This window comes from Enterobacter asburiae (assembly GCF_024599655.1).
Lineage (GTDB): Bacteria > Pseudomonadota > Gammaproteobacteria > Enterobacterales > Enterobacteriaceae > Enterobacter > Enterobacter asburiae_D.
On record NZ_CP102247.1, the window covers coordinates 1,151,900 to 1,177,360 of the forward strand.

The 25,461-nt window shown below is 56.4% G+C and carries 17 protein-coding genes and 1 other RNA gene; 8 read left to right on the forward strand and 10 right to left on the reverse strand.

All coding sequences use genetic code 11. The annotated features are described in order from the left end of the window. Position 1: 1 nt before the first annotated feature. Positions 2 to 10,090, reverse strand: coding sequence for a BapA/Bap/LapF family large adhesin (locus tag NQ230_RS05620; RefSeq protein WP_257260370.1), 10,089 nt, complete (start codon positions 10,088 to 10,090; stop codon positions 2 to 4). A gap of 760 nt (positions 10,091 to 10,850) precedes the next feature. Here NQ230_RS05620 and NQ230_RS05625 point away from each other — a divergent pair. Genes NQ230_RS05625 through NQ230_RS05635 form a run of 3 tightly spaced genes read left to right on the forward strand, consistent with a single transcriptional unit; the run spans position 10,851 to position 12,704 of the window. Further along, positions 10,851 to 11,378, forward strand: coding sequence for a tetratricopeptide repeat protein (locus NQ230_RS05625; protein WP_159514749.1), 528 nt, complete (start codon positions 10,851 to 10,853; stop codon positions 11,376 to 11,378). Between the two features lie 7 nt (positions 11,379 to 11,385). Continuing rightward, positions 11,386 to 11,916 (forward strand): sigma-70 family RNA polymerase sigma factor, encoded by a 531-nt coding sequence (locus NQ230_RS05630; RefSeq protein ID WP_257260374.1) that lies wholly within the window; start codon positions 11,386 to 11,388, stop codon positions 11,914 to 11,916. Further along, positions 11,913 to 12,704, forward strand: a complete 792-nt coding sequence (locus NQ230_RS05635; RefSeq protein ID WP_257260375.1) for an anti-sigma factor family protein — start codon at positions 11,913 to 11,915, stop codon at positions 12,702 to 12,704. The genes NQ230_RS05630 and NQ230_RS05635 overlap by 4 nt, the downstream gene beginning before the upstream one ends. Here NQ230_RS05635 and NQ230_RS05640 read toward each other — a convergent pair. Both NQ230_RS05640 and NQ230_RS05645 read right to left on the reverse strand, forming a co-directional pair. Then, positions 12,696 to 13,253, reverse strand: a complete 558-nt coding sequence (locus NQ230_RS05640) for a YceI family protein (protein ID WP_159514746.1) — start codon at positions 13,251 to 13,253, stop codon at positions 12,696 to 12,698. The two genes, NQ230_RS05635 and NQ230_RS05640, sit on opposite strands and share 9 nt — an antisense overlap. 174 nt (positions 13,254 to 13,427) lie before the next feature. Next, on the reverse strand, positions 13,428 to 13,784 hold the full coding sequence (locus NQ230_RS05645; protein ID WP_029740047.1) for a KPN_00521 family repetitive protein: 357 nt from the start codon (positions 13,782 to 13,784) through the stop codon (positions 13,428 to 13,430). A 1,038-nt stretch (positions 13,785 to 14,822) separates the two neighbouring features. On the opposite strand from NQ230_RS05645, the gene NQ230_RS05650 reads away from it, so the two are divergent. After that, positions 14,823 to 15,494: a DNA-methyltransferase gene (locus NQ230_RS05650; protein WP_257260377.1), complete on the forward strand. Its 672-nt coding sequence runs from the start codon at positions 14,823 to 14,825 to the stop codon at positions 15,492 to 15,494. Between the two features lie 452 nt (positions 15,495 to 15,946). On the opposite strand, the gene ssrA is transcribed toward NQ230_RS05650, so the two are convergent. Together ssrA and smpB are read right to left on the reverse strand one after the other, a co-directional pair. Next, positions 15,947 to 16,310, reverse strand: a transfer-messenger RNA (tmRNA) gene (gene ssrA / locus NQ230_RS05655). A gap of 89 nt (positions 16,311 to 16,399) precedes the next feature. After that, entirely contained in the window at positions 16,400 to 16,882 is a 483-nt protein-coding gene (gene smpB / locus NQ230_RS05660) for an SsrA-binding protein SmpB (RefSeq protein WP_008502505.1), read from the reverse strand. Positions 16,883 to 17,038: 156 nt separating this feature from the next. On the opposite strand from smpB, the gene NQ230_RS05665 reads away from it, so the two are divergent. Beyond that, a complete protein-coding gene (locus NQ230_RS05665) occupies positions 17,039 to 17,476 on the forward strand; it encodes a type II toxin-antitoxin system RatA family toxin (protein WP_257260379.1) in 438 nt (145 codons plus the stop codon). Then, positions 17,466 to 17,753: an RnfH family protein gene (locus NQ230_RS05670; protein WP_023308884.1), complete on the forward strand. Its 288-nt coding sequence runs from the start codon at positions 17,466 to 17,468 to the stop codon at positions 17,751 to 17,753. Before NQ230_RS05665 ends, NQ230_RS05670 begins: the two co-directional genes overlap by 11 nt. Before the next feature lie 108 nt (positions 17,754 to 17,861). On the opposite strand, the gene bamE is transcribed toward NQ230_RS05670, so the two are convergent. From bamE to nadK, 3 genes are all read right to left on the reverse strand, one after another. Next, complete coding sequence (gene bamE / locus NQ230_RS05675; protein WP_008502502.1) at positions 17,862 to 18,200, reverse strand: outer membrane protein assembly factor BamE; 339 nt, start codon at positions 18,198 to 18,200, stop codon at positions 17,862 to 17,864. Between the two features lie 138 nt (positions 18,201 to 18,338). Continuing rightward, positions 18,339 to 20,000 (reverse strand): DNA repair protein RecN, encoded by a 1,662-nt coding sequence (gene recN / locus NQ230_RS05680; protein WP_032660461.1) that lies wholly within the window; start codon positions 19,998 to 20,000, stop codon positions 18,339 to 18,341. An 85-nt stretch (positions 20,001 to 20,085) separates the two neighbouring features. Further along, positions 20,086 to 20,964 (reverse strand): NAD(+) kinase, encoded by an 879-nt coding sequence (nadK, locus tag NQ230_RS05685; RefSeq protein WP_008502500.1) that lies wholly within the window; start codon positions 20,962 to 20,964, stop codon positions 20,086 to 20,088. A gap of 122 nt (positions 20,965 to 21,086) precedes the next feature. Here nadK and grpE point away from each other — a divergent pair, with 122 nt between their 5' ends. Further along, on the forward strand, positions 21,087 to 21,680 hold the full coding sequence (gene grpE / locus NQ230_RS05690) for a nucleotide exchange factor GrpE (RefSeq protein ID WP_023308880.1): 594 nt from the start codon (positions 21,087 to 21,089) through the stop codon (positions 21,678 to 21,680). A gap of 52 nt (positions 21,681 to 21,732) precedes the next feature. Here the strand turns inward: grpE and NQ230_RS05695 are convergent, their stop codons facing one another. Continuing rightward, positions 21,733 to 23,019 (reverse strand): HlyC/CorC family transporter, encoded by a 1,287-nt coding sequence (locus NQ230_RS05695; RefSeq protein ID WP_032665125.1) that lies wholly within the window; start codon positions 23,017 to 23,019, stop codon positions 21,733 to 21,735. Between the two features lie 18 nt (positions 23,020 to 23,037). Beyond that, positions 23,038 to 23,829, reverse strand: a complete 792-nt coding sequence (locus NQ230_RS05700) for a cytochrome C assembly family protein (RefSeq protein WP_014884879.1) — start codon at positions 23,827 to 23,829, stop codon at positions 23,038 to 23,040. Positions 23,830 to 23,995: 166 nt separating this feature from the next. On the opposite strand from NQ230_RS05700, the gene ffh reads away from it, so the two are divergent. Further along, the gene (gene ffh, locus NQ230_RS05705; RefSeq protein WP_014884878.1) at positions 23,996 to 25,357 is read left to right on the forward strand and encodes a signal recognition particle protein; all 1,362 of its coding nucleotides are present in this window, start codon (positions 23,996 to 23,998) and stop codon (positions 25,355 to 25,357) included. Positions 25,358 to 25,461: the final 104 nt, after the last annotated feature.

Below are 25,461 nucleotides of genomic sequence, written 5' to 3' on the forward strand. Positions count from 1 at the left end.
ATCAGGTAATGATGTGTTGCTGGTTAACAAGCTCGTCGTAGGTGGTCTGAACGCCATCAAGCGTAACGAGAGTAGTATTAGTGTAGGTGGCTCCTGCGCCGTCACGGTCGATGGAGATCACGGTATTGCCATTACTATTAGTGACATGGATATAACTCCCCAACGAGGCGGTATTGCCGTCCCAGCCCACCAGCAGATCGCCGATGTCGATCTTGTCTCCCTGCGCCAGCGAGAAGCCGGTCCAGTGATCGCCCGCGGTGCTGCTGACGTTACCCGCCGTGGCATTCCCCACCGTACTGTTCAGCACCTGGTAAATCAGCGTATCGCCGTAGGCCGTACCGGTGATGGCGTCGTTATGCTCCGAGCTGATGAACTGCGGCGCCATATTGATGGTCAGCGTGGCGGTATCCGTGTTGCCGTTGGCGTCAGTCAGGGTGTAGTTGAAGGTCTCCTTCGAGGTCATGGATGAGAGCGATACCCCGCTGTTGAGGGTATAGGTGTAATGACCGTCAGCGCCGATCGCCAGGATGCCGTAATGGCCGGTGATGTTCACCGTTGCGCTACCGGTATACGGATCCAGCGTGGTGGCCACGCCGTTGTAACCGGTCACGCTCAGACGGGTATCCACCGAGTGGAGCTGATCCAGCACGCCGCCAGAGTCGGTGCCGTCAAAGATATTGCCGTTGACGGTGTGGCTGCCGGTGACGTCGAAATCACTCAGCGAGTAGGTGGTGCCGTTCACGCTTGGCGTGATGGTGATGGTCCCCACGCTCAGCCCCGGGACGCTACCGGTAAAGTTCAGCGTATAGGTCCCGGCGTTGAGATCCAGCCCGGTCAGCGGGACGTCGATACTGCCGCCCAGCAGCGAGCCGCCGCTGAAGGAGCCGCTGCGGATCACGCCCGAGCCGTCGCTGATGGACCAGTTTACCGTCAGCCCGCCCAGCGACAGCAGCGAGGCTACGTTAAAGTGCAGCGACGCGTTGTGCAGCGCGGTGTTCGGGTCGACCACGAAGGTTCCGCTGCCGGAGCCCTGGGTTGATGAAAACAGCGCCGTCGTCCAGTTGGCGACACCCACGGTAGTATCCGAGTAGACCGACGTGTGGTGCACCGAGGTGAGGTCCATCGTGGTGCTGACATCGTTAACCGCATTCATCGCCTGCGCGGTTGGGGTGATGTTAAGCGATGCCGTATCCTTTGAGCCGTCAGGCGCGGTAACGGTGTAGACGAAGGTGTCCGGCGTGCTGATATGGTCCGCCCCCACGCCGCTTCTCAGGGTATAGGTGTACTGGCCCAACGAATTGATGGTCAGCGTGCCGTATTCCCCCTGAATGTCGGTTGTGCCGCTGCTGTTGACCGTCACGCCGTTCACTTCCGTGACCACCGTGCCCGCCGGAACAGGGTCATTCGCCAGCACGTCGCCCGTAGTGGTTTCGCTGATGCTCGCCACGCTGTAGACATGATCCTGCAGGACGCTCAGCGTATACCCCGTCAGGACGGCGATCCCCGAGGCGGTATTGAGTAAGAACAGGTACTCCCCGGCAGGCAGATTCAGCGTCAGCTGGGATGACGTTCCTCCCAGCAGCGGAGCGCGCAGCCAGCCCGACTCGACGCGAACCTGCTCGAAGGTCTGGGTGGCGTTGTTGAACTTATAGACGTACAGATCGAATACCGACGCCAGCGCCACGCCGCCCACGGAGGCCTGGATGGTCATGGTGCGGGTCGTGCCTTCCTCCACGTTGTAGATAATCGGGTTGGTCATGTCGTCCAGCAGGTTAAGCCCCAGCGTGCTGCCGAGATTAATGCCCACCAGGGTAAAACCGTTCTGAGACGAGGCGCCGTTATTAATCTCACTCACGGTGGTGTCAAAGGTCAGCGAGGCCGTGTCGTCCACCGCCACAATGCCGTTGATTACCGTACCGGCCCCCAGAGACAGCACCAGGTTTGCTGACGCGCTGACGCCGTTATGGGTGATGGTGTAGGTGAAGCTCTCCGTCCGGCCAATGACTGCGGCGCTGGTGTCGGTCAGGTTGTAGGTGTAGCTGCCGTCGCGGTTAATGGTCAGCGTACCGTACTGCCCCTGGATCACCGTGCCGTCGGCGTTCACGCTGGTGGTGACGCCCTGGGCGTTAGTGACCGCGGAGATAGTGGTTCCGGCCGGCGCGTTGTCGCTGCCGGCGGTCGGGTCCGTATCGAGGATCACGTTGCCGTTGAGGCTGGTATCGCCTGTGACCGTACCCGGACCGGTCTCTTTTACCGCCACGTCGAGGCTGGTGTAGGAGCCAGTCGCCAGCAGGTTGGTGTTGTAGCTGAGCACGCGATAGTCGCCGTCAGCCAGCCCGGACAGGTTCAGCGATACGCCGGTTGCGCCGAGGGTCAGCAGATCGGCAAACTGTGGCTGGCCGGTATCCACCACGGTGGTCCAGGCGCCGTTGACGTAATGCTGAACCACCAGCTCCAGGGTATTGAGCAGAGAAAGCACCGCCCCCGTAGCGTTGGCGTTCACCACGATATCCGCGCTGCCGCCGCTGCCCACCGTGAAGTTCACCTGGGCGGTATCATTGCCCAGCAGCGTCAGAACGTTGCCTACGGCGCCGACCAGCAGGAAGCCGTAATCGCTGTACTGGCTGTTGGTCACGGTCGCCGTGGTGCTGAGGTTCAGCTCTTCGACGTTATTGCTGGCGGAGAGCGGCACCACCGGCGCAAGGGCGGAGCCAGGCAGCGAGGTGTTACCTGCGACGTCGGTGGCGGTGATTTGCAGCGTCTGGCCTTCAGTTTGTTTGTTAATGAAGGTGTAGCTGTAGGTGCCGTTGCTGCCCGCAATGGCGGTCACCGTCGAGCCGTCCGCAAGGCGGATAGAGACGGTGCTGCCTGCCTCCGCGGTCCCGGTCAGAACGCTACCGTCGGCGTTGAAGGTCCCGGTCGGCGCCGTTGGGGCGGTCGTATCGACGATAATCGTCGTCACGGCTGACGCCACGCTGGTGTTGCCCGCCGCATCGGTGGCCGTAGCGGTGAAGTTATGGGTGCCTTGCGTCAGCGTGGTGGTGGTTTGCGGCAGGGTCCAATTGCCGCTGCCGTCGGCGGTCACCGTGCCCACCAGCGTGATGCCATCGTAGATCCGCACCGTGGCATTCGCTTCGGCTGTGCCGCTCAGCGTTGGGCGCGTGTCGTTGGTCGGGTTCGTACCGGTCACCGGCCCGGTGACGCTGCCGACATCATCAATGACCGAGCTGATGACCGGTGCGCCCGGCGCGAGGGTATCGACGTTAATCACATACCCGGCGGTAGGCGCGCTGGCGTTGCCCACCGCATCGGTGGCGGTAAAGGTTAAATTGTGCGGACCGTTGCTGAGCGCCGGAGAAGGCGTATAGCTCCACGCTCCGCCGGTGGCCGTCACGCTGCCAATCTGCACGCCATTATCAAAGATTTTCACCGTAGAACCTGCTTCCGCCGTGCCGCTGAGGGTTGGCTGCGCGTCGTTGGTGAACCCGCCGTTCGCAACCGGCGTTGCCGCATTGCCCACGTCATCCAGAATGCTGGTCAGCACCGGCAGCGCAGGCGGCGTGGTGTCGACGGTGAGGCTGAAGCTGGTGGACGACACGCTGGTGTTGCCTGCCGCATCCGTCGCCTGCGCGGTGAAGCTGTGCGCGCCCGCCGTCAGCGTGGTGGTGAGCAAGATACTCCAGCTTCCGCTGCCGTCCGCGGTGCCCGTTCCGACAAGCGTAGTTCCCTCATAGATCTTCACGGTGGCAAACGGTTCGCTGGTCCCGACAAGGCGCGGTACCGTATCGTCGGTTGTTTGCCCGGACGTGAGCGGACCGGTAATGCTGCCGACGTCGTCAATCGCCTGGCTGATAACCGGCGCGTTCGGTGCCGCGGTATCAACAATCAGGGTAAAGTCCGGCGAGGTCGGGCTGACGTTGCCCGCTGCATCGGTAACCGTGGCGGTCCAGGTGTGGCTGCCGCTGGCCAGCGGCGTTGACGGCGTAAAGCTCCATGCGCCGGTAGCGTCCGCCTGCACGGTGCCGACCGGCTGCCCGTTCTCATACACGGTGACCGTGGCATTGGCGGTCGCGGTACCGTTCAGCGTCGGCGTGGTGTCGTCGGTGCTCTGCCCGGAAGTGAGCGGGGTTTGAATGCTGCCCGCGTTGTCACCCGCGGTCGAAATGATCGGCGCCGACGGCACGCCCGTATCCACCGTCAGGTTAAACGGCGTCGTCGTGCTGCCGGTATTGCCAGCCACGTCGGTGGCGTTGAAGGTGATGGCGTGTGGTCCGTCGGGCAGATCGGTACCCGGCGTGAAGGTCCAGATGCCCTGGGCATTGACCACGGCAGTGCCAATTTCGTTGCCATCAACGATCACGTGCACGGTAGAACCCACGTCGCCCGTGCCGTTGAAGGTTGGACGCGCGTCGTTGGTGCTGTTGCCTGTCGTGAGCGTCCCGGTGGCCGGACCGACATCGTCAATCACGCTGGTCACCACCGGTACGCCAGGGGCCGCGGTATCAATGGTGAAGGCGAAGACCGACGAGTTCGCCGAGGCGTTGCCTGCCGCATCCGTTGCATACGCGCGCAGGGAGTAGCTGCCATCGCCCAGCGGTGTGGTCGGCGTAAAGGTCCAGTTGCCGCTTCCGTCAACAACCGCAGTACCAATCTGCGTGCCGTTGTTCATGACGTGAATGGTGCTGCCCGCAAGCCCGGTGCCGCTGATGGTTGGGGTGCTGTCGTTGGTCACCTGGCCGCTGGTGAGGTTGCCCGTGACGCCGCCAGGGACGTTGTCGTTCACCGTGTCAAGCGTCGGAACCGTCGGTGCCGTCAGGTCAACCACCACGCTCCATGGGGCTGACACCGCGCTGACGTTGCCCTGCGGATCGGTCGCCCGAACGGTGAAGCTGTGCGAGCCTTCGCCGAGCGCGGTGTCAGGGGTAAACGTCCATGCGCCGTTGCTGTCAGCCGTCACCACGGCAATCTGCGTGCCGCCGTCGAAAATGGTCACCACGCTGTTTGCGTCCGCAGTCCCCGAAAGGGTTGGCGTGGCGTCGTTCGTTTCGCTGCCGCTAACCACCGTAGTGGCGGCGTTACCGACGTTATCCGTGACGTTGGTGATAACCGGCGTGGCGGAAACGGAGTCCACCACGACGGTGAAGCCCGCCGAAGGACCGCTCTGGTTCCCCGCCGGGTCTGTCTCGCGGATGGTCAGGACGTTATTACCCTCTGCCAGGGGCGACGTGGTGTAGCTCCAGGTGCCGGTATTGCCGATTACCACGCTGTCCAGCAGCACGCCGTTGTTGTAGATGGAGATGGTATCGCCCACCGCGCCGGTGCCGGTGAGGGTCGGCTGATTGTCGTTGGTGGTCTGGCCGCTGGTCAGCGGGCCGGTGCCCGGACCAACGTCGTCAATCACCGCACCGATAGTTGGTGTGCCCGGCGCGGTAAGGTCGACGGTTACGCTGGCCGCCGGAGAGCGGCCGCTGGTGGCGCCGTTGAGGGTCGCGGTCACCTCAAAGGTATGCAGCCCCTCGCCAAGCGCGGCTGGCGTATAGCTCCAGTTGCCGCTGCCGTCGGCGGTCACCGTCGTCAATGGGGTCGCGCTACCGTCCTGATAAATGGTGATCAGGCTGCCCGCTTCGGCCGTACCGGTAAGCGTTGGCGTGGTGTCGTTGGTGGTTTTGCCTTTCACATCGCCGGTGACCGGGTCCACGTCATCGACGATCGCCGTGATGACAGGTACCTGCGGCAGCTCAAGCGACGAGTCGGTGACGACAAAAGGCACGCCCGCGCTGGCATTCCCTGCGGCGTCCGTAGCGTTCACGGTCAGAGTGGTCGGATCCAGCTGAGCCGGACTCAGCGCAATGGAGAAGCTGCCGTCGCTGCCGACAACGCCGGTACCAATGACGGTACCACCGCTGTCTTTCACGGTAATGGTACTTCCTGCCTCGGCGTTACCGGTCAGCGGTGTTCCTTCCTGAGCCAGGGCCATGTTGATCGGGTCGGCAGGCGCGGCGGTATCCACCGTCACGCTCAACGGTGCTGAATTTCCTGATGTGTTACCGGCAGGATCGACAGACGAGACGGTGAACGTATGCGGACCATCCGGCAATGTTGTACCGGCAGTCCAGCTCCAGCTGCCGTCCGGCTGTATCGTCACCGGCACGCCAGACGGGTTACCGTCGACGGAGACGATAACGGTAGTGCCGGGTTCGCTGGTTCCGGTGAGCGTCGGCGTGCCGTCTTTCGTGTAGAGCACGTTATTGGACAGCTGGCTGTCAGCTACGGCGCTAATGACCGGGATCTCTGGCGCTACGGTATCGAGCGTGACGGAAACGACCGGGCTCAGCGCGCTGACGTTACCTGCGGCATCCACTGCTGCAACGGTGATGTTCAGCAGGCCGTCCGTTTGTTGTGGCAGGACAAGGCTCCATTCTCCGTTAACGACATCGACACGTCCTACCTCGACGCCGTTGTTGTAAACGATGACCGTCTCACCGTTAACGCCGGTTCCTCCGACGGTTGGCGTCGCGTCGGTGATAAAGCCACCATTCGGCTGCCCCCCGACGGCGTCAAATACCGGCGTATCCGGTGCTACGGTATCTACGGTAATCGTAATCGCTGGAGACGGGTCAGAGACGTTGCCCGCCTCATCGGTGGCGGTGGCGGTATAAACGTGGCTGCCCTCGCCAATATTACTGTCAGGACGCCAGCTCCAGTTGCCGTTACTGTCTACCGTGACGGTGCCCACGACGGTCGGTGTGCCGTTAACGGTATCAGTGATGTTGATAACGTCATTCGCCGTGCCGGTGCCGCTCAGGACCGGACGCGGATCGTTGGTGGTTCCGCCATCGGGAACGGGGCCGGTGATCTGGCTAACGCTGTCGGTGATCACCGGTGCCGCAGGCGTAGCCGGTGCATCGGTGTCAATGGTGATGGTGACCGGCTGCGACGGGGCGCTTTCGTTGCCCGTGCCGTCCATGTTGGTCACGGTCAGGGTAATGTCATAGGTGCCGTTAGGCAGCGGGGTAGCGGGTGTCCAGGTCCAGTTGCCGGTACCGTCCACGAGCACATCATCAAGTTTGACGCCGCCGTTGTAGATCGTCACGGTATCGCCCGGATTGCCGGTACCGCTAAGGGTCGGCGTGGTGTCGCGGGTGGTCTCGCCCGGGTTCAGCGGTATTTCTGTGCCGCCAGGATTGACGGTAATTGTCGGGATATCCGGCGTGGCAGGCGCGACGGTATCCACCGTCAATACAAACGGGCTGGAGATGGTGGTATTGCCGGCGGCATCCGTGGCGTGAACCGTCAGGGAATGCGGGCCGTCGGTGAGCGGGGTAACGGGTGTAAAGCTCCAGCCGCCGCTACCGTCGAGCGTAGCGGTACCGAGCAGGGTGGCACCGTCATAAATGGTGATCAACGCATCCGCCGGGGCGGAGCCCTGCAGCAGCGGCTGGGTGTCATCCGTGGTATCGCCGCTGCTGAGCGTGCCCTGAACGCCGCCGACGTCATCCGTCACGGTGGCGATGGTGGCTGCTGCTGGCGGTGTGGTATCGACGGTCAGAGTGAAGCCGCTTGACGGCTGGCTGGTATTACCCGCCCCATCGGTGGTAACGGCGGTAAAGGTATAGGTGCCGTTAACAAGCGGCGTGGTCGGGGTATAGCTCCACGTGCCGCTGCTGTCGATCACAATCGTTGTGACATCGACGCCGTCCTGGCGGATGGTGACGGTTGAGCCCGGCTCCGCGGTGCCGTTGAGCGTTGGCGTGGTGTCGTTGGTACTGTCACCAGAATTGAGCGCGCCGAGGCGTTCTGGCACGTCATCCACAACCTGGGTAATGACCGGCGCTCCCGGGGCCACGCTGTCAATAGTGATGCCCCAGCTGTTGGAGACGTTGCTGGTGTTGCCCGCCGCGTCAGTTGCGACGGCGGTCAGGGTATGTGGGCCTTCAGCGATCGGGGTGTCAGGGGTAAAGATCCACACGCCAAGGCCATTGGCGACGGTGGTACCAATAGCAACACCGTCCACGCGGAGGGTAACCGTTGCGTTTGGTTCGGCGGTACCGCTGAGGGTCGGGGTGGCGTCGTTGGTGGTCTCATTAATATCAAGCGAGCCGGTACGCCCGGGGACATCGTCCACGACTTGTGAAATTACCGGGGCGCCAGGTGCCGTCCCGTCGACGTTAATTGTCCACGCGGTTGATATTCCGCTCGGGTTACCGGCGGGATCCGTCGCCGTTGCCGTCAGCACGTACGTGCCATCGGTCAGCGGTGTGGACGGCGTAAAGCTCCACAGGCCGGAGGAGGGAACAACCGTCGTACCGAGGACATCGCTGCCGTTATAAATCGTGATGGTCGAGCCCGCCTCGCCCGTTCCGTTCACGGTCGGCGCCCGGTCGTTGGTGATCCCGTTCGGGCCCACAGGCCCGGTGGTGGCCTGCACATCATCAATCACAGATACGATAATTGGCGTCTGCGGTGGGGTAATATCCGGTGACGCTGCGGCGGTTGCAGGCCCGGTGTTGCCCGCAGCGTCAGTGGCGTCAGCGGTCAGGATTTCGCCGTTGATCTTCGGCGGGCTCAGCGTCAGGCTGAAGTTCCCCTGGCTATCGGCAACAACAGTGCCAAGGGTGACGTCGCCTTCACGGATGGTTACCGTGCTGCCTGGCTCGGCGGTGCCGGTGATGGTGCCGCCATCATTCGAAACGACGAGGTCGCCGGGGGCCAGCGGCGGTGTGGTATCCACGGTGAAGACGATAGGTTCTGATGCCGTACTCTGGTTTCCGGCGGCATCGGTTTCAACGACGGTTATCGTGTGCGTCCCGTCCGGGAGCGGGCCGTCTGGCGTGACGCTCCAGGTGCCGTTCGGCAGCACCGTTGTGGTTCCAACCGCGACGCCGTTATCGTAGATAGTGATTGTTCCACCGGGTTCGCCCGTTCCCGCCAGGATCGGCTGTGAAGCATCGGTAGGGGTGCCTGAGGTAATGGTCCCTCTGATAACGCCCGTATCGTCGGTCAGCACAATCGCGGTCGGTGCGTCTGGCGGGGTAAGATCCACCGTCAGGGTAAACACCGGTGAGGCTGGCCCGGTGTTGCCTGCGGCGTCGGTTGCCCGCACGGTAATCTGGTGAGTGCTTTCACTCAGGTCAACCGACGGGGTAAAGGTCCAGGTGCCGTTGCTGGCGACCACCGCCGTACCAATAGCGACGCCGCCGTCATAAATCGTCACGGTCGAGCCCGCTTCGCCGGTGCCGCTAAGCTGCGGACGCTGATCGTTGGTGCTGCCGCCGTTGCTGACTGCCCCCGTCTGCGGGGCAATATCGTCCGTTACGCTGGTGATTGCTGGCGCATCGGGCGCGGTGATGTCCGGCGCGTTGAGCGTTGTGCCCGGGCTGGTATTCCCGGCGTTATCCGTCGCGGTGGCGGTCACCTGCTCGCCGTTGGTCAACGGTGTGCCGAGGGAGACGGTAAAGTTGCCGTCGCTGCCCGTTTTTCCTGTACCAATAACATTACCGTTCGCGTCTTTCAGCGTAACGGTACTGCCGGGTTCGGCGGTACCGGTGAGGGTTTTGCCATCTGAAGAGAACTTAAGACCGGAAGGCGCATTCGGCGGTGTTGTATCCGGATCGACAGGTGTGTTGGGGTTGGTGCTATTGTTATTGCCGTCATCGCCACCCCCGCCGCCGCCACCGGTGCTTGCCGCCGCCGCGATGCCGCCCGCTGCGACAATGCCGCCCAGTGCCCACGGCCAGATGGCGGCGCCGCCGGCGTCACTCCCGGAGGCTGCAAGCAGCACGTCCGTAGAGGCGATAGATTCGTACGTCGCGGCTCCGGTTGGATCTTCAATCCACCATAATGCGCCGTTGCTGTCCTGCAGTACCAGCTGGCTTACGCCCTGCGCGTCCGTGACGTAGAAATTTTTAAGGGTGATCACCTCGCCGGAGTGCAGCGTAACCAGCAGATCGTTACCACTTCGCGCGAAGTGGGAGACGCTCGCTCGCTCGACGTGAAGCTCAACGATAGAGGAATGGCTCAGCGTAACCTGTGTGCCTTCCGTGGTCGTTTCCACGCCAGTAAGTTTCGATATAACAGAGATTTGGCTCATTTAGGTATTACTCCAGCAGATGTGTCATGAACGGCGAGCAAGACGAGCCATCTCTGCAGAAGGTAAAGGGCGCCCCCGGCGCAGTCGCTGCTATCACGCAGCACTGACCGTTGTTTTTAGCGCGCACGATGCCCGCCAGAATTCAGAGTGGCAACATCAGAGCGAATCTAATTTCTTATGAAAGTGAACCGTTTTTGTTGGTATTTTTTGTCGTATAAAACCCTGTAATTAATAGAGGAATTATTTTGAGGATATAAAAATGATATAGACAGAAAACGTAAGTTGTGCAAATTAAGCTTTCGTAAATAAGTGCTGAAATAGTGAAGAGGGTATTAATATATTCGCTCCGCTAATAGTTAAATTGGTTCAACTCTATGTTTTATATTGTTTTTGTCTGGCTCTCTGATGCTGATTGTTAATGTGGATTACGCAGTATGATTATTGGTAGGGAGTGTTTTTAATATAATGTCAAACGTTATTGTTTAAGTGTGCTTAATATGCATTTAAGTTAGGGTAACGTTTCTGATATAAGATATATTATGTTGCTTGAGAAATAAAATATATTCTCATATGGAGTTAAAACTCTGCTATCGCGCGAAAATAATAACGTTAAAACAAGGGTGAAATAACCTGATTCATTTTCACTGGGGCTACGACATCAGCATGGTTTTGCGACAGTAAAAAAATTACGGGGAGAATGAATAAAACTCGTCAGTCAGGCGTTTACTGACGTCACTCTCTTCTTACCCTGGAGCTTTATATGAACACGACCTCGTTTCGTTTGATCCCGGTGCTGATTTTTTCCCTGCTGTCTCCACTGGCGCTGGCCATGGGCGATAATAGTACCGAGAGCAAAACGCCCGACTGTCCTTCCGGACAGGTGTATGACAGCGCCACCCAGAAATGCGTGCCGGACAAGAGCAGCAGCCTCAGCGACCAGGACAAAACCAACTATGCGTACCATCTTGCGAAGAAAGGCGAGTACCAGGCGGCGCTGAATCTGCTTGATTCGCTGAAAAATGGCAATACGGCTGAAGCGTGGAACTATCGCGGGTTCGCCACGCGCAAACTTGGCCGCACGGACGAAGGTATTGGTTACTACCAGCGCGCGCTGGCTATCGCACCGGATTATGCCAAAGCCCGGGAGTATCTCGGTGAAGCGTGGATGGTAAAAGGACGTCCCGATCTCGCGAAAGAACAGCTGAAGGTGATTGCCGGTATTTGTGGCCAGTCCTGCGAAGAGTACCGTGACCTGCAGGCCGCCATCAACGGACATCCGGAATCCTGATTTTCTCGTGGAGGGAAAACACATCGCTACCCGTGAGGTTCGTCAACAGCTAGCGGCACACCTGTCGCGTCTCTGGCGCTATGGGCTGGTGCTGTCGCGAAACAGGGATATCGCCGAAGAGCTGGTTCAGTCCACCTGCGTGCGTGCGCTTGAAAGGAGCAGCCAGTATACGCCGGGCACGCGCATCGACAGGTGGCTGTTCGCGATACTGCACTCCATCTGGATCTCTGAGCTTCGGGCACGACACGTGCGTCAGGGGCAGGGGTTTGTGGCCAGCGACGAGCTCATGGCGCCAGACACCCGCGAACAGGATGAGACGCGCCTGCATTATCTGAAGGTGATGCAGCGCGTTAACGCGCTGCCTGAAGCCCAGCGCAACGCGGTATTTTTGGTTTATGTCGAAGGCTTTACCTACCAGGAGGCGGCGGAGACCCTGGCGGTGCCAATCGGTACCGTGATGAGTCGACTGGCGACGGCGCGGGCTCGGCTTGCCAGGTCCGCTGACGCACTGCCTCCGGTAAAGGAGAAACGCTCTTGAACTCGCACCGTTTTGCACCGCCCTATAACGACGACGCTATCGTGGCATGGATAGATGGCGAGATGTGCCGCGCCGACGCGCAGCAATTTGAAGAACAGTTGAAAAGTGACGAACGCCTCTCCGGGCGGACCGCGGAACTGATGAAAAGCAGCCAGGATTTCGCCGGGGCGTTTACCTCCCTGCTGGATGACGCCCCTCTGGAGACAATGCAGGCGCGTCTGGCAGCGATTCCCGATCCCCAGTCCTCCACGCCGGTCGGCGTCAGCAGGCGGGCGCTGATTGCCGCCTCGGTCAGCTTCTTGATGGTCGGCTCCGGGCTGGGCTACCTGCTGCGGCCCGCTTCCGCGCAGGCGGATGAGAACGCCCACATTCGCGACCTCGAAGCGCAATATATGTCCCTTTACAGCGTCGAAACGCTGCTGGATATGGACAGCGCAACGCCGGTCCTGCAGCGCGGGCTGGAACGGGCCGCGCAGGACATCGGCATGAAGCTGCAGATGTCGCAGCTTGTCCTGCAGGGGGCTGAGCTGAAAATGGTGCGAATGCTGCGCTATGAAACTACCTCGATCGCGCAAATTGCCTGGATCAACGCCGACTACGGCCCGATGGCGCTCTGTATCTCTCCTGTAGATGAGAAGACGACGGCCTCTCTGCGCCAGGAGCACCGGCACAGCATGAACCTGGCGTGGTGGCAGGAGGCGGGCTACCAGCTTGTCCTGATTGGCCGCAACCCGCCGTCTCACCTGCGGGAAAACGCGGAGCAGCTCCAGCGGCTCATCTCAGGATGAGGGCACGTCGTTCGTCTTAATCGCAATGGCGATGGCAATACGATCGTCCACGACCAGCGCAAACTTATCCATCCCGTAGGACGCGCGCGAGATCGCCGTCGTGGCATCCAGCGTGAGGGCTTGCGCATGCGGGTCTTTTACGATGGCCTCCAGGATCACCGGGCGGGCGATGTTGCGCACGGTCAGCGTGCCGAATACCCTGAACCGCCCGTCGCCCTGGGCGACCACGCGAGAGCTGATGAACTCGATAGTCGGGTAGCGCTCAGATTCAAAAAACATGTCGCTTTTCAGCTGCCAGGTGAGCAGCTTGTTCGACGCCACAAGCGTCGCGACAGGAATGGTGACGTGAATATGGTCGTCGACGTCGTTTTCCGGGTTGAGCGTCACGGCACCCGTCACGCCGCTGAACGTCGCCCAGGAGAGGATGCCGCCGAAGGCATGCCACGATAGCCGAATGTCGGTGTTATCGGTGTCGATAATGTAGCTCTTCGGGGCAGCCATCGCCCACGGACAAACCAAAACCAGTACTATCACCAGGCGTCGCAGCATCTCAGGATCTCATTTAGGGGGGCAGGGAGTAAACGCGTTACCTCCGGGATCTATTCGGCTTTGTTGACATTATTTCAACCGGAGCGCGATAACCGGACCTGGTGACAAGTGTAGCCTTGAGAACACAGAGCTACGGGGAATAAAAAAGGCCGCGTCTGCGGCCTTTCGAAGGGATTACTCAGTGACTTTCTTTTCCAGCTCGCTGGCACCTTCTTTGGTTTTGTTCCAGCCTTTCTCAGCGCCTTCTTTGGTGGCATCCCACCCTTTCTCGGTGCCTTGTTTGGTTTTATGCCAGGCTTTTTGGGAATCTTCGCTGACCTTGCTGCCCAGGCTCTCGCTTTTACCTTCCGCAGCATGCTTCTGTTTCAGCTTCAGCTCTTCACCTTTGTTCTGCTCTTCGTGCAGTTTTTGCTTCGCCTCGTTGGCGTTTGCGTTCGCCGCAGCGACGGTATCGTCAGTTGCATGTGTGGTCGCAGCAAATACTGGGGAAGCCAGCAGAACGGCAGATAATGCGATAATTGTTTTTTTCATAATATCCTCATTTAACGTTATCGGTTATGAGCGTGATTCAGCATGGCACAGGCGAAGCGGGATGGCTTTAGGAAAAAACTGTAATGAGATCAATGTGCCCTGATGAGAGGTATTTCGCCTGAGGATTATCCAAAGGATAAAAAGCCTATTTCAGCAAGGGCGGCGAGGGTCAGGAGAATGAAGATTATGACGGTTATGGGTTTGTACATGGTTGGGGTTCCTTCCGGGTTGGACGGCTAATCCGTAGCGCTGGGTGGGTTTTTTTTTATTCTGCATAATGGGAGGGGAGGCGTCGTTGATGTTTGTCAAAGGTAAACATTTAGCAAACGAAAAATGTCGAATAGGCATTGCAGAGTATTAGCAGTCGCGACAATCGGCTATTGTAATGAAAGATATATTTTAATGTTTTTAATTGTTACCTGGTTTTAACTTATTGATTTTAAATGAATTTATAATTTATAAATATAATTCTTTTAAACAATTTTTTAATAATTCAAATGTAATTCAGGCTAAATGCGTTTTGATAACTTCCTTACGGAAGTTATCAGTAGTGTTTAGTTGAAATGAATGTTAGATACACGTTCCAAATTTATTTTTTTGTTAAACTAACATTCAACCCACTGATTTTATAATAGAAATTTGTTGTTGATCACGGTTTAATAATTTTGGTAATTGTTTCGTTTTTTTTTGTTGACTCTGCTTAAAAGATAGAAGATAAATCTATCAAAGGTGATTTCGGGGAATGTAAATCATCTTTATCCGATTTTTTTAAAGGGAGGTTCTTATGGCTGCATGTAGTTGTTGTGGTAAAGCTCTGAATAAAGGGATTTGGTCTATAGATGGTAAACACAAAAGTTGTCCGCTTTGTTCCTCTACTCATGGTCAACAGCATATATTTCGACGTTATCCTGAGGATTTTGGTACAACGGAAGCCAGAGTCACACCCACCAACCCTGATGGCGCTCAAAGCTATTGTATTGACTGTAGGGGGGCAGATAAAGGACAATCTTCACCGGTTGATCTCACCCAACAGAGATTATGCAATACAGTGATAACTTAATGAATTTAAATAATTTAGATGCAGTAGAATGGCTTAAAACACTCCCGACTGGGAGTGTTGATCTTTTTGTGACAGATCCTCCGTACGAATCACTTGAAAAACATAGAAAAGTAGGAACGACAACTCGTTTGAAAGTAAGTAAGTCGTCAAGTAATGAGTGGTTCTCTATCTTCCCAAATCATAGGTTTGGAGAGCTTTTGACGGAAATGTACCGTGTTCTTAAAAATAATCGACATGCTTATATTTTTTGTGATCAAGAAACCATGTTCCACTTGAAACCAGTTGCTGAAGATGTAGGCTTTAAATTTTGGAAGCCGATTGTCTGGAACAAAATGTCAATTGGAATGGGGTATCATTATCGTGCCAAATATGAGTTTGTATTATTTTTTGAAAAAGGTAAGAGGAAACTCAATAACTTGGGTATACCTGACATTCTTGAGGCTAAGAGAGTTGCAAGAGGATATCCAACCGAAAAACCTGTTGATCTAATGAAGATATTGATTGAACAAAGTACCATTCAAGGTGAATCTGTTTGTGATCCATTTTTTGGCTCCGGTGCCGTTTTAATTGCTGCTTCTGAACTGGGACGTACGTGTTTAGGAACAGATATTTCACCATCAGCGCATTCTTACTTAAAAAATAGGTTGTGATTAGAACGGGTATAATAAATTACCGACCACTATATAATGATAATTTTCTATATCGATAGATGCTACTAACTGATTAATGATGTTAATGATGCTGACTTCTTTTTAGTGGTCTTTTTATCTTTTAAGTGCGTTGAATGAAGCCCCCTATTAATAACTAAAAAATATTACGCCGATAGGATGTCGGCATCTTCTTTATTTGAACTAAGTCACAAAAAATGAATGGAACTGAAACGGTTCTATTTACAGTCTGGCTTGCTCTTACCGGAATTTCATAGTCTTTAAGCGTCTCGTAATTAATAAAGCTTTATAATATGTCTTAAAGGTGTGAATTTAATCAGTTCTCTTCGGACTTCGCGGGACAAATTGCAGACACAAAAAAGCCCGCAGGGCTTGCGCCGTGCGGGCTCTTAGGACTTCATCGGATGACTCTGGTAATCACCGATGGAGAATTTTGGTGGAGCTGGCGGGAGTTGAACCCGCGTCCGAAATTTCTACATCCTCGGTACTACATGCTTAGTTTGTCTTTACATTCGCACGCCAGCTGCGGACAGACACGCCACTAACGAACTAGCCTGATTAGTTTTAACGCTTCAACCCCAGGCAGGGCTTCCACGCGATCTCTTTTGGGTTTGACCTCTCTTTGATCCCCGTCTTAAGAGCGGAAGCTAGGGAGAGAGGGCTCAGAGCAGGTTATTAAGCTGCTAAAGCGTAGTTTTCGTCGTTTGCGACTATTTTTTTGCGGCTTTTAACGAGGCAAACCGCCCCTCGGCATGCACCTTGGGTTTCGCAAATCCCGTCGAATCCAGAATCAGCCCCAATAGTGTTGAACTGAGTATACCAGATTTCACTTCCTGGATACCAGCCCGGAACGCTAACTTATTGAATAGTACAATAAGTGTGCAGAATCAACGTCCTGCGTTTTTCATGATGCGCGCTTTGTCCAACTGCCACTCGCGCTCTTTCAGGTCAGTACGTTTGTCGTGCTGTTTTTTACCCTTCGCGACGCCAACTTTCACTTTGCACCAGGCGTTTTTCCAGTACAGCGACAGGGCGACCACGGTGAAACCTTCACGGTTGATGCGTCCGTAGAGGGATTCCAGCTCACGCTTGTTCAGCAGCAGCTTGCGGGTGCGCGTTGGGTCACACACGTAGTGTGAGGAGGCGACGGTCAGCGGCGTAAAGTTCGCGCCGAACAGGAAGGCTTCGCCATCTTTCAGGATCACGTAGCTATCGCCGATGTTGGCTTTCCCGGCGCGCAGCGATTTTACTTCCCAGCCCTGCAACGCAAGGCCAGCTTCGAATTCTTCTTCAATGAAATACTCGTGGCGAGCACGCTTGTTGAGCGCAATGGTCGCCGAGCCTGGTTTATGTGCTTTTTTCTTCGTCATAAGTGTCGTAAAGCCGTCGGTAATCTGATTTCAAAAAGTCACCTCATTGCGTCCTGTGAGGTCTAACGCGCTATCTTAGCACGAGATGAGGCTTAGCGTTTTTTTAACAGGTGATAAATGTTATTATTTGTCCGTTGTGTGACCATGGGAAATGCTATGCCTCAGATTAGCCGTACTGCGCTCGTGCCTTACAGCGCGGAACAAATGTATCAGTTAGTGAACGATGTTCAGTCTTATCCAGAATTTATTCCGGGATGCACCGGGAGCCGCGTTCTGGAGTCCGGCCCGACGCAGATGACCGCGGCGGTGGATGTCTCCAAAGCGGGGATCAGCAAGACGTTCACCACCCGCAATACGCTGACCAACAATCAGAGTATTTTGATGCATCTGGTGGATGGTCCGTTTAAAACCCTGATGGGGGGCTGGAAGTTTACGCCGCTGAGCGCTGACGCCTGCCGCATCGAGTTCCAGCTGGACTTTGAATTTACCAATAAGCTGATTGAGCTGGCGTTTGGCCGCATCTTTAAAGAGCTGGCATCCAATATGGTTCAGGCGTTCACCACCCGCGCCAAAGAGGTTTACAGTGTCGCATAAGATTGCTGTAGAAGTGGTGTACGCGCTGCCGGAGAAGCAGTATCTGCAGCGCGTGACGCTGGAAGAGGGGGCAACCGTTGAGGCAGCTATCCGCGCGTCCGGCATCCTTGAGCTTCGCAGCGATATCGACCTGGCGAAGAATAAGGTCGGGATTTACAGCCGTCCGGTGAAGCTGGGTGATGTGCTGAAAGAGGGCGACCGGGTTGAGATTTATCGTCCGCTGATTGCCGACCCGAAAGAGCTGCGTCGTCAGCGTGCGGAGAAGGCGGGTAAGTAGCGCTTTCTCCCCCGGTGGCGCTTCGCTTACCGGGGCTACGATTCTGCGCAAGAATTCTGATACAAAAAAGGTGCTCAATGAGCACCTTTTTGCATTTCTGACTTCTGATTATTTGGTCAGGGCAGGCTTGTTGTCGATGTTGGTCAACACACCGGCGCTGCTGAAGGTCAGCGTCAGGGTCTGCTGGGTCGCATCTTCGTGGCCCGGCTTCTGACGGAATACATAGAACCAGGTGTTAGTGCCGAACGGATCGGACATCATCGGGGTTCCCAGTGCATAAGCGACCTGCTGTTGTGTCATCCCCACACGGATTTTGGACACATCGTTAGGGGTAAGGTAGTTCCCCTGGTTGATGTCAGGACGGTAAACCACTTTCTCCAGAGTGGAACAGCCTGCGGTCAACATCAGAAGAACCGCTGCGGCAGCGGTCAGCATTTTACAACGCATAGTGATTTGATTCCTTTTCGGGCCCGAGCAGAACGCGGCTCATATGTAATATGCCGATGATAATAGACCTTGCCCCACTTTGAAACCGGTCTGGCGGCGTTTTTGTTGTTCTGTATGACCCTGAGATCCCGAAAAAGTTTATGCCGCCAGCAGTTCTTTCGCGTTCGCGAGCGTGTTACGCGTGACTTCGCTGCCGCCGAGCAGGCGTGCAAGCTCCTGCAGGCGCGCACGTTTATCCAGCGGCTTCATGTGCGTTTCGGTCATTTCACCGTCGGTTTCTTTGCTGACGATAAAGTGATGATGACCACAGCCCGCGACCTGTGGCAGGTGGGTGACACACATCACCTGCGTTGATTCGCCTAGCTGGCGCAGCAGTTTACCTACTACCGCCGCCGTTGGGCCACTGATACCTACATCCACTTCATCGAAAATCAGCGCCGGAGTTTCCATTTTACGCGCGGTAATCACCTGAATCGCCAGTGCAATACGCGACAGTTCACCGCCGGAGGCCACTTTGGAAATAGCCTGCAGCGGCTGCCCCGGGTTGGTGGTGACGCGGAACTCGATGCGGTCCGCACCTTCTGCCGTCAGGTGGTTCTCTTCAAAGCGGACATCAATGGTGAAGACGCCGTGCGGCATCGCCAGCGTGTGCATGCTGTCGGTGATGTGCTGGCTTAACTCCTGGGCGTAATGCTGACGGATTTCATGCAGTTTTTGCGCTGTCGCCAGCGCCTGTTCATGGTGCAGGTTCACCGCCAGAGAGAGGGTTTCCTGCGAGTCAGCCTGATCGTCAAGCTGCTGCTGTTCTTCCAGCAGAGACTGATAGTAGCCTGGCAGCTCTTCCGGCGTGACGTGGTGCTTGCGCGCCAGTGAAATCTGACGGGAGATACGTTGCTCCAGCTCGAACAGACGGTTCGGGTCGAGATCCAGACGTTCACAGTAGTGGCGCAGTTCGTCGCTGGCTTCGGAGATCTGAATCGCCGCTTCTTCCAGCATATCCAGGACGCCTGAAAGCTTGCTGTCCATGCCGACCAGTTCGGTAATCAGCTGGCGGACGTTATACAGCTGGCTCTGCAGGTTCACGTCTTCGCCATCCGCCAGCAGGTTGAGCGCATTCTGACTGGTTGAGAGCAGGTGACCGCTGTTCGCCAGGCGTTTGTACTCTTCGTCGATTTGCTCAAACTCACCCGGCTGCGGGTTGAATTCGTTCAGCTCTTTAAGCTGGTACGCCAGCAGCTCCGCACGTGCGGCGCGCTCCTGGCTTTGCTGCTGGTGCTGAGCGAGCTCGCGGCAGCTCTGATGCCACTGGCGATAGTGCTCCGCCATAAGCTGAGTAAGCGCGTACTCACCCGCATAGCCATCCAGCAGCGCTTTCTGCTGTTCTGGTTTGACGAGTTGCTGATGCGCGTGCTGACCGTGGATCTGGATAAGCAGCTGGCCGAGTTCGCGAAGCTGGGAAAGCGGAACCGCCGTGCCGTTGATAAAGCCACGTGAACGACCGTCGCTGCTGATGACGCGGCGAAGTAAACACTCACGTCCATCTTCAAGCTGGTTCTGTTCCAGCCAGCGCTGGGCGGCAGGGGTGTCTTTCAGGGAGAAACGGGCGCACAGGTCGGCACGGTTTGCGCCCATGCGCACCATATCGCCCTCTGCGCGGCCGCCAAGGCACAAGCCGAGGGCATCAATGGCAATGGATTTACCTGCGCCGGTTTCCCCGGTGATCGCCGTCATGCCGCTGTGGAAATCGATCTCAAGCTCACGAACAATGGCAAAGTTGCTGATGGTCAGTTGTGCCAGCATAATTGTTTTCCTGTATGAAAAACCATGACTGTGTTTTCATACAGTATAAACTGGTTTTATATACAGTAAAGTACTGGATGCAAAATCAGAACAATTTTTTTGACCAGCCAAGCTTCGAGCTTAATGTGTTGAAATAGCTGTAATCTTTCGGATGAATCAAATTCAGGTGGTAATCACACCGACGAATGAGGACATCTTCACCTTCCTGGATCGGCAGCGCTATCTGGCTGTCGCAGCTGATCTCCAGGTCGTTACGGCGGTGCGAGAAGCGCAGACGTATCGTGCTGTCGCCGTTGATGACCAGCGGGCGGGCGGAGAGCGTGTGCGGGAACATTGGCACCAGGGTAATGGCATCCAGCGAGGGTGTAAGGATCGGGCCGCCGGCAGAAAGCGAGTAGGCGGTTGAGCCGGTCGGGGTGGAGATAATCAGCCCGTCAGAACGCTGGGAGAAGGCAAAGATTTCGTCGATATAGACTTCGAACTCGATCATGTGCGCCACTTTACCAGGGTGAAGGACCACCTCGTTAATCGCGGTGCTGATGCGCTTCTGGCAGTCCTGTTGGCATACCTGCGCTTCCAGTAAAAAGCGTTTTTCACTGATATAGTGGCCTTCCAGCACGTCGGCCAGCTGCTGTTGCGCATTGTCCGGGTCAAGGTCGGTTAAAAAGCCGAGATTGCCACGGTTGATGCCGATGACCTTAATGTCATAGCGCGCCAGCGTGCGGGCCGCACCGAGCATGTTGCCGTCGCCGCCCACTACCACGGCGAGATCGGCCTGTTGGCCAATTTCCGCCAGCGTGCCGGTTTTGACGCTCTTCAGCTGCAGCTCCTGGGCAATCTGCTGCTCGACCATCACTTCATAGCCTTTGCTACACAACCAGCGATACAACATTTCATGTGTCGTCAATGCGGTAGGGTGACGCGGATGCCCGACGATCCCAATACACCTGAAATGATTATTCATTTTCTGGAGGTCCTTGTGCCTGATGAATGATGACAATCTGTCTTGTTCCCTTGAATCCCGGAAACTGATCCCCATAATAAGCGAAGTTAGCGAGATGAATGCAGAAAAACGCGGAGAAATTCATGAGTAGTAAAGAACAGAAAACGCCTGAGGGGCAAGCCCCTGAAGAAATTATCACGGAACAGCACGATGAAGTTGAGGCTGTAGAGCCAGACGCATCTGCTGAGCAGGTGGACCCGCGCGATGAAAAAATTGCGAATCTGGAAGCCCAGCTGGTAGAAGCACAGAATCGCGAACGCGATGGTGTTCTGCGCATCAAGGCGGAAATGGAAAACCTGCGTCGTCGTACCGAGCAGGACGTTGAGAAGGCGCATAAATTTGCGCTGGAGAAATTCGTCAACGAACTGCTGCCGGTAATTGATAGCCTCGATCGCGCGTTGGAAGTGGCTGACAAAGCGAATCCGGACAACGCGGCGATGATCGAAGGTATCGAACTGACGCTGAAATCCATGCTCGACGTGGTGCGTAAGTTTGGCGTGGAAGTTATTGCCGATACCGACGTACCGCTGGATCCAAACGTTCACCAGGCGATTGCTATGGTGGAGTCCGAAGAGGTGGAAGCCGGTAAGGTGCTGGGCGTGATGCAGAAAGGTTACACCCTGAACGGCCGTACCATTCGCGCTGCGATGGTGACCGTGGCGAAAGCGAAAGCGTAATTTGCCATTCGTAGTGCCGGGTGGCGGCGTTCGCCTCACCCGGCCTACAGCCTTACTCAGCGATACTTTCGCGCAGGGGTTTAACGGGCAGGACTTTCACCTGCTTAATCATGTTGTCCTGCACGTCCAGGATATCAATATCGTACTGCTCAATGCGTACCCGCGTGCCCGCCGCCGGGATCTCTTCCAGCGCTTCCAGAATCATCCCGTTAATGGTTCGAGCCTCATCTTCCGGCAAATGCCAGTTAAAGGCTTTGTTGAGTTCACGAATGTTCGCACTACCGTCAATCAGCACCGAGCCGTCGTTTTGCGGGGTGACCTCTTCCGCGAGGGAAGGCGACATTGACGTGGTAAAGTCTCCGACAATTTCTTCCAGAATATCTTCGACCGTCACCAGCCCCTGAATATCGCCGTACTCATTGACCACCAGGCCGACCTTCTTCTTGTTGCGCTGGAATTTCACCAGCTGCGTGCTGAGCGGGGTTCCTTCCGGCACGTAGTAAATCTCGTCGGCGGCGCGCAGCATCACCTCTTTGGTGAACTCTTTTTTCTCGGTCATCAGACGGTAGGCTTCGCGCACGCGCAGCATGCTGATGGCGTCATCCAGCGAGTCGCGATACAGCACAATGCGCCCGTGCGGGGAGTGCGTCAGCTGGCGAACGATGGCTTTCCAGTCGTCATTGATGTCGATACCGACGATTTCGTTACGCGGCACCATGATGTCGTTTACGCTCACCTTTTCCAGATCCAGCACCGACAGGAGCATGTCCTGATTGCGTCGGGAGATCTGCGAGCGGGATTCATGCACGATGGTGCGAAGCTCTTCTTTGCTGAGCGCGCTGCTGATGGTGACATCGGCTTTGATCCCCACCATCCGCATCAGTACGCGCGTCACCATGTTCAGCAGCCAGACCAGCGGCATCATCAGGATCAGCAGCGGTGCCAGCAGGAAGCTGCTCGGGTAGGCCACTTTCTCAGGGTAAAGCGCGGCGATGGTTTTCGGCAGCACTTCGGCAAACACCAGCACCACGAACGTCAGCACGCCGGTGGCAATCGCCACCCCGGCGTTGCCGTACAGGCGCATCCCGACAATAGTGCCGAGGGCGGAGGCCAGAATGTTGACAAGGTTGTTGCCGATGAGCACCAGGCTTATCAGGCGATCCGGCTTGCGGAGCAGTTTTTCAACGCGACGTGCGGCACGGTTACCCTGCTTAGCGCGATGACGTAACCGGTAGCGGTTTAAGGTCATCATGCCGGTTTCCGAGCCGGAGAAATAGGCGGAAATGACCACCATGACGATCAGGATAACGATCAGCGTGGTGGTAGAGATGTGTTCCAGGGGGAACTCCTTTGTTTCTTAGCCAGCAAATTGCTGTATGAAGCGGCTGCCAAAATAGGCAAGGGTGAGAATGCCCGCACCCGCGACGTTGAACCAGACCACGCGACGACCGCGCCAGCCTTCATGATAATGGCCCCATAACAGGACAATATAGACAAACCACGCGATGATGGAGAGCACCGCTTTATCGATGTTCTCCACGCTGAACAGGTTCTTCATGTAAAACAGGCCCGTGCAGAGCGTCAGCGTCAGCAGCACCACGCCCACCTGGGTGATGTGGAACATCTTACGCTCAATGACCATCAGCGGCGGCATCTCGTGGTTAAACGCCAGCTTTTTGTTTTTCAGCTGGTAGTCAATCCAGGCGAGCTGCATCGCGTAAAGCGCGGCGATGATCAGCGTCGCGTAGGCAAAGAGCGACAGGCCGATATGCACCAGCATCCCCGGGGTAGCCTCCAGATGCGTAATGAATTCATTAGGCATAAAGGTGGCGAGGGCCAGATTGATCAGCGCGAAGGTATAGACAATCGGCAGCAGCAGCCAGCCGCGATTTTTAGACGCGACGATGGTCATTACCGTACAGATCATCAGGCTGACCAGCGAGCCGACGTTGAGGACGCTCAGGTTTTGCACGCTGCCGTCGCCGGGAATGATGCGTGATTCCAGCGCAAACGCGTGGCTAATCAGTGCGATCACCGCGGAAAGAATAGCCATGCGCCGCCAGCCGCTGTTTTTTTGCAGCAGGCCGGGAACGATCAGCGCGAGGCTGACAGAGTAGGCAACAAGGGCGATCAGTGCGAAAACAGGCATATAGGCATCGACAGTTGTCTTAATAAGAAAGAGAAGCAGTATAACGTTACGTGACGCCTGCTCCAACCGTTGCATAACAACAAAGGCGCCTTCATGTTATACTCCGGCAAAATTCTGTGTATGTGTCGCCCATGGCGGCCCAACGTTTCTACTCAGGCGAGAGACAATGTTTGATAATTTAACCGATCGTTTGTCGCGCACGCTGCGCAACATCAGCGGCCGCGGACGCCTTACTGAAGAGAACATCAAGGAAACGCTGCGCGAAGTGCGCATGGCGCTGCTGGAAGCAGACGTCGCGTTGCCGGTTGTTCGTGATTTTATCAACCGCGTAAAAGAGAAGGCGGTTGGTCATGAAGTTAACAAGAGCCTGACCCCGGGTCAGGAGTTCGTCAAAATCGTTCGTAATGAACTGGTTTCGGCGATGGGCGAAGAGAACCAGGTGCTTAACCTGGCGGCTCAGCCGCCGGCCGTGGTGCTGATGGCGGGCCTGCAGGGTGCGGGTAAAACGACCAGCGTCGGTAAGCTGGGTAAGTTCCTGCGAGAAAAGCACAAGAAGAAAGTGCTGGTGGTCTCTGCGGACGTCTATCGCCCGGCGGCGATCAAACAGCTGGAAACCCTGGCCGAGCAGGTCGGCGTAGATTTCTTCCCGTCCGACGTGGCGCAGAAGCCTGTCGACATCGTTAACGCGGCGCTGAAAGAAGCGAAGCTTAAATTCTACGACGTGCTGCTGGTGGATACCGCCGGTCGTCTGCACGTTGACGAAGCGATGATGGACGAAATCAAGCAGGTGCATGCCTCTATCAACCCGGTAGAGACCCTGTTCGTTGTCGACGCCATGACCGGTCAGGATGCGGCGAATACCGCGAAAGCGTTTAACGAAGCGCTGCCGTTAACCGGCGTGGTGCTGACCAAGGTGGACGGTGACGCCCGCGGCGGTGCGGCGCTCTCCATTCGTCACATCACCGGTAAGCCGATTAAATTCCTCGGCGTGGGCGAGAAAACTGAAGCGCTGGAGCCGTTCCACCCGGATCGTATTGCCTCCCGTATCCTCGGCATGGGCGACGTGCTGTCGCTGATCGAAGATATTGAGAGCAAGGTTGACCGCGCGCAGGCCGAGAAGCTGGCCAGCAAGCTGAAAAAAGGCGACGGTTTCGATCTCACCGATTTCCTTGAGCAGCTGCGTCAGATGAAAAACATGGGCGGCATGGCCAGCCTGATGGGCAAACTGCCGGGCATGGGCCAGATCCCTGACAACGTGAAAGCGCAGATGGATGACAAGGTGCTGGTGCGTATGGAGGCGATCATCAACTCGATGACCCTTAAAGAACGCGCTAACCCAGATATCATCAAAGGTTCCCGTAAACGCCGTATCGCAGCCGGTTGCGGCATGCAGGTGCAGGACGTTAACCGTCTTCTGAAACAGTTCGACGACATGCAGCGCATGATGAAGAAAATGAAGAAAGGCGGCATGGCGAAGATGATGCGTGGTATGAAAGGGATGATGCCCCCCGGTTTTCCAGGGCGTTAATCGCTTTTGAGATTGCTTTTTGCCCGAAAATGAGTAAAATTTTCGGGCTTTTAATATGACACCCGGGCTCCGTTCCTCGATGGGGCCCGGTTGTTTTATTCACA

Bases quoted from the DNA above. Each gene is read 5' to 3' on its own strand.
- NQ230_RS05625 (WP_159514749.1), top strand. From the start codon at position 10,851: ATGAACACGACCTCGTTTCGTTTGATCCCGGTGCTGATTTTTTCCCTG.
- NQ230_RS05650 (WP_257260377.1), top strand. From the start codon at position 14,823: ATGCAATACAGTGATAACTTAATGAATTTAAATAATTTAGATGCAGTA.
- grpE (WP_023308880.1), top strand. From the start codon at position 21,087: ATGAGTAGTAAAGAACAGAAAACGCCTGAGGGGCAAGCCCCTGAAGAA.
- NQ230_RS05620 (WP_257260370.1), bottom strand. From the start codon at position 10,090: ATGAGCCAAATCTCTGTTATATCGAAACTTACTGGCGTGGAAACGACC.
- nadK (WP_008502500.1), bottom strand. From the start codon at position 20,964: ATGAATAATCATTTCAGGTGTATTGGGATCGTCGGGCATCCGCGTCAC.
- bamE (WP_008502502.1), bottom strand. From the start codon at position 18,200: ATGCGTTGTAAAATGCTGACCGCTGCCGCAGCGGTTCTTCTGATGTTG.
- smpB (WP_008502505.1), bottom strand. From the start codon at position 16,882: ATGACGAAGAAAAAAGCACATAAACCAGGCTCGGCGACCATTGCGCTC.
- ffh (WP_014884878.1), top strand. From the start codon at position 23,996: ATGTTTGATAATTTAACCGATCGTTTGTCGCGCACGCTGCGCAACATC.
- NQ230_RS05645 (WP_029740047.1), bottom strand. From the start codon at position 13,784: ATGAAAAAAACAATTATCGCATTATCTGCCGTTCTGCTGGCTTCCCCA.
- recN (WP_032660461.1), bottom strand. From the start codon at position 20,000: ATGCTGGCACAACTGACCATCAGCAACTTTGCCATTGTTCGTGAGCTT.
- NQ230_RS05665 (WP_257260379.1), top strand. From the start codon at position 17,039: ATGCCTCAGATTAGCCGTACTGCGCTCGTGCCTTACAGCGCGGAACAA.
- NQ230_RS05640 (WP_159514746.1), bottom strand. From the start codon at position 13,253: ATGCTGCGACGCCTGGTGATAGTACTGGTTTTGGTTTGTCCGTGGGCG.
- NQ230_RS05700 (WP_014884879.1), bottom strand. From the start codon at position 23,829: ATGCCTGTTTTCGCACTGATCGCCCTTGTTGCCTACTCTGTCAGCCTC.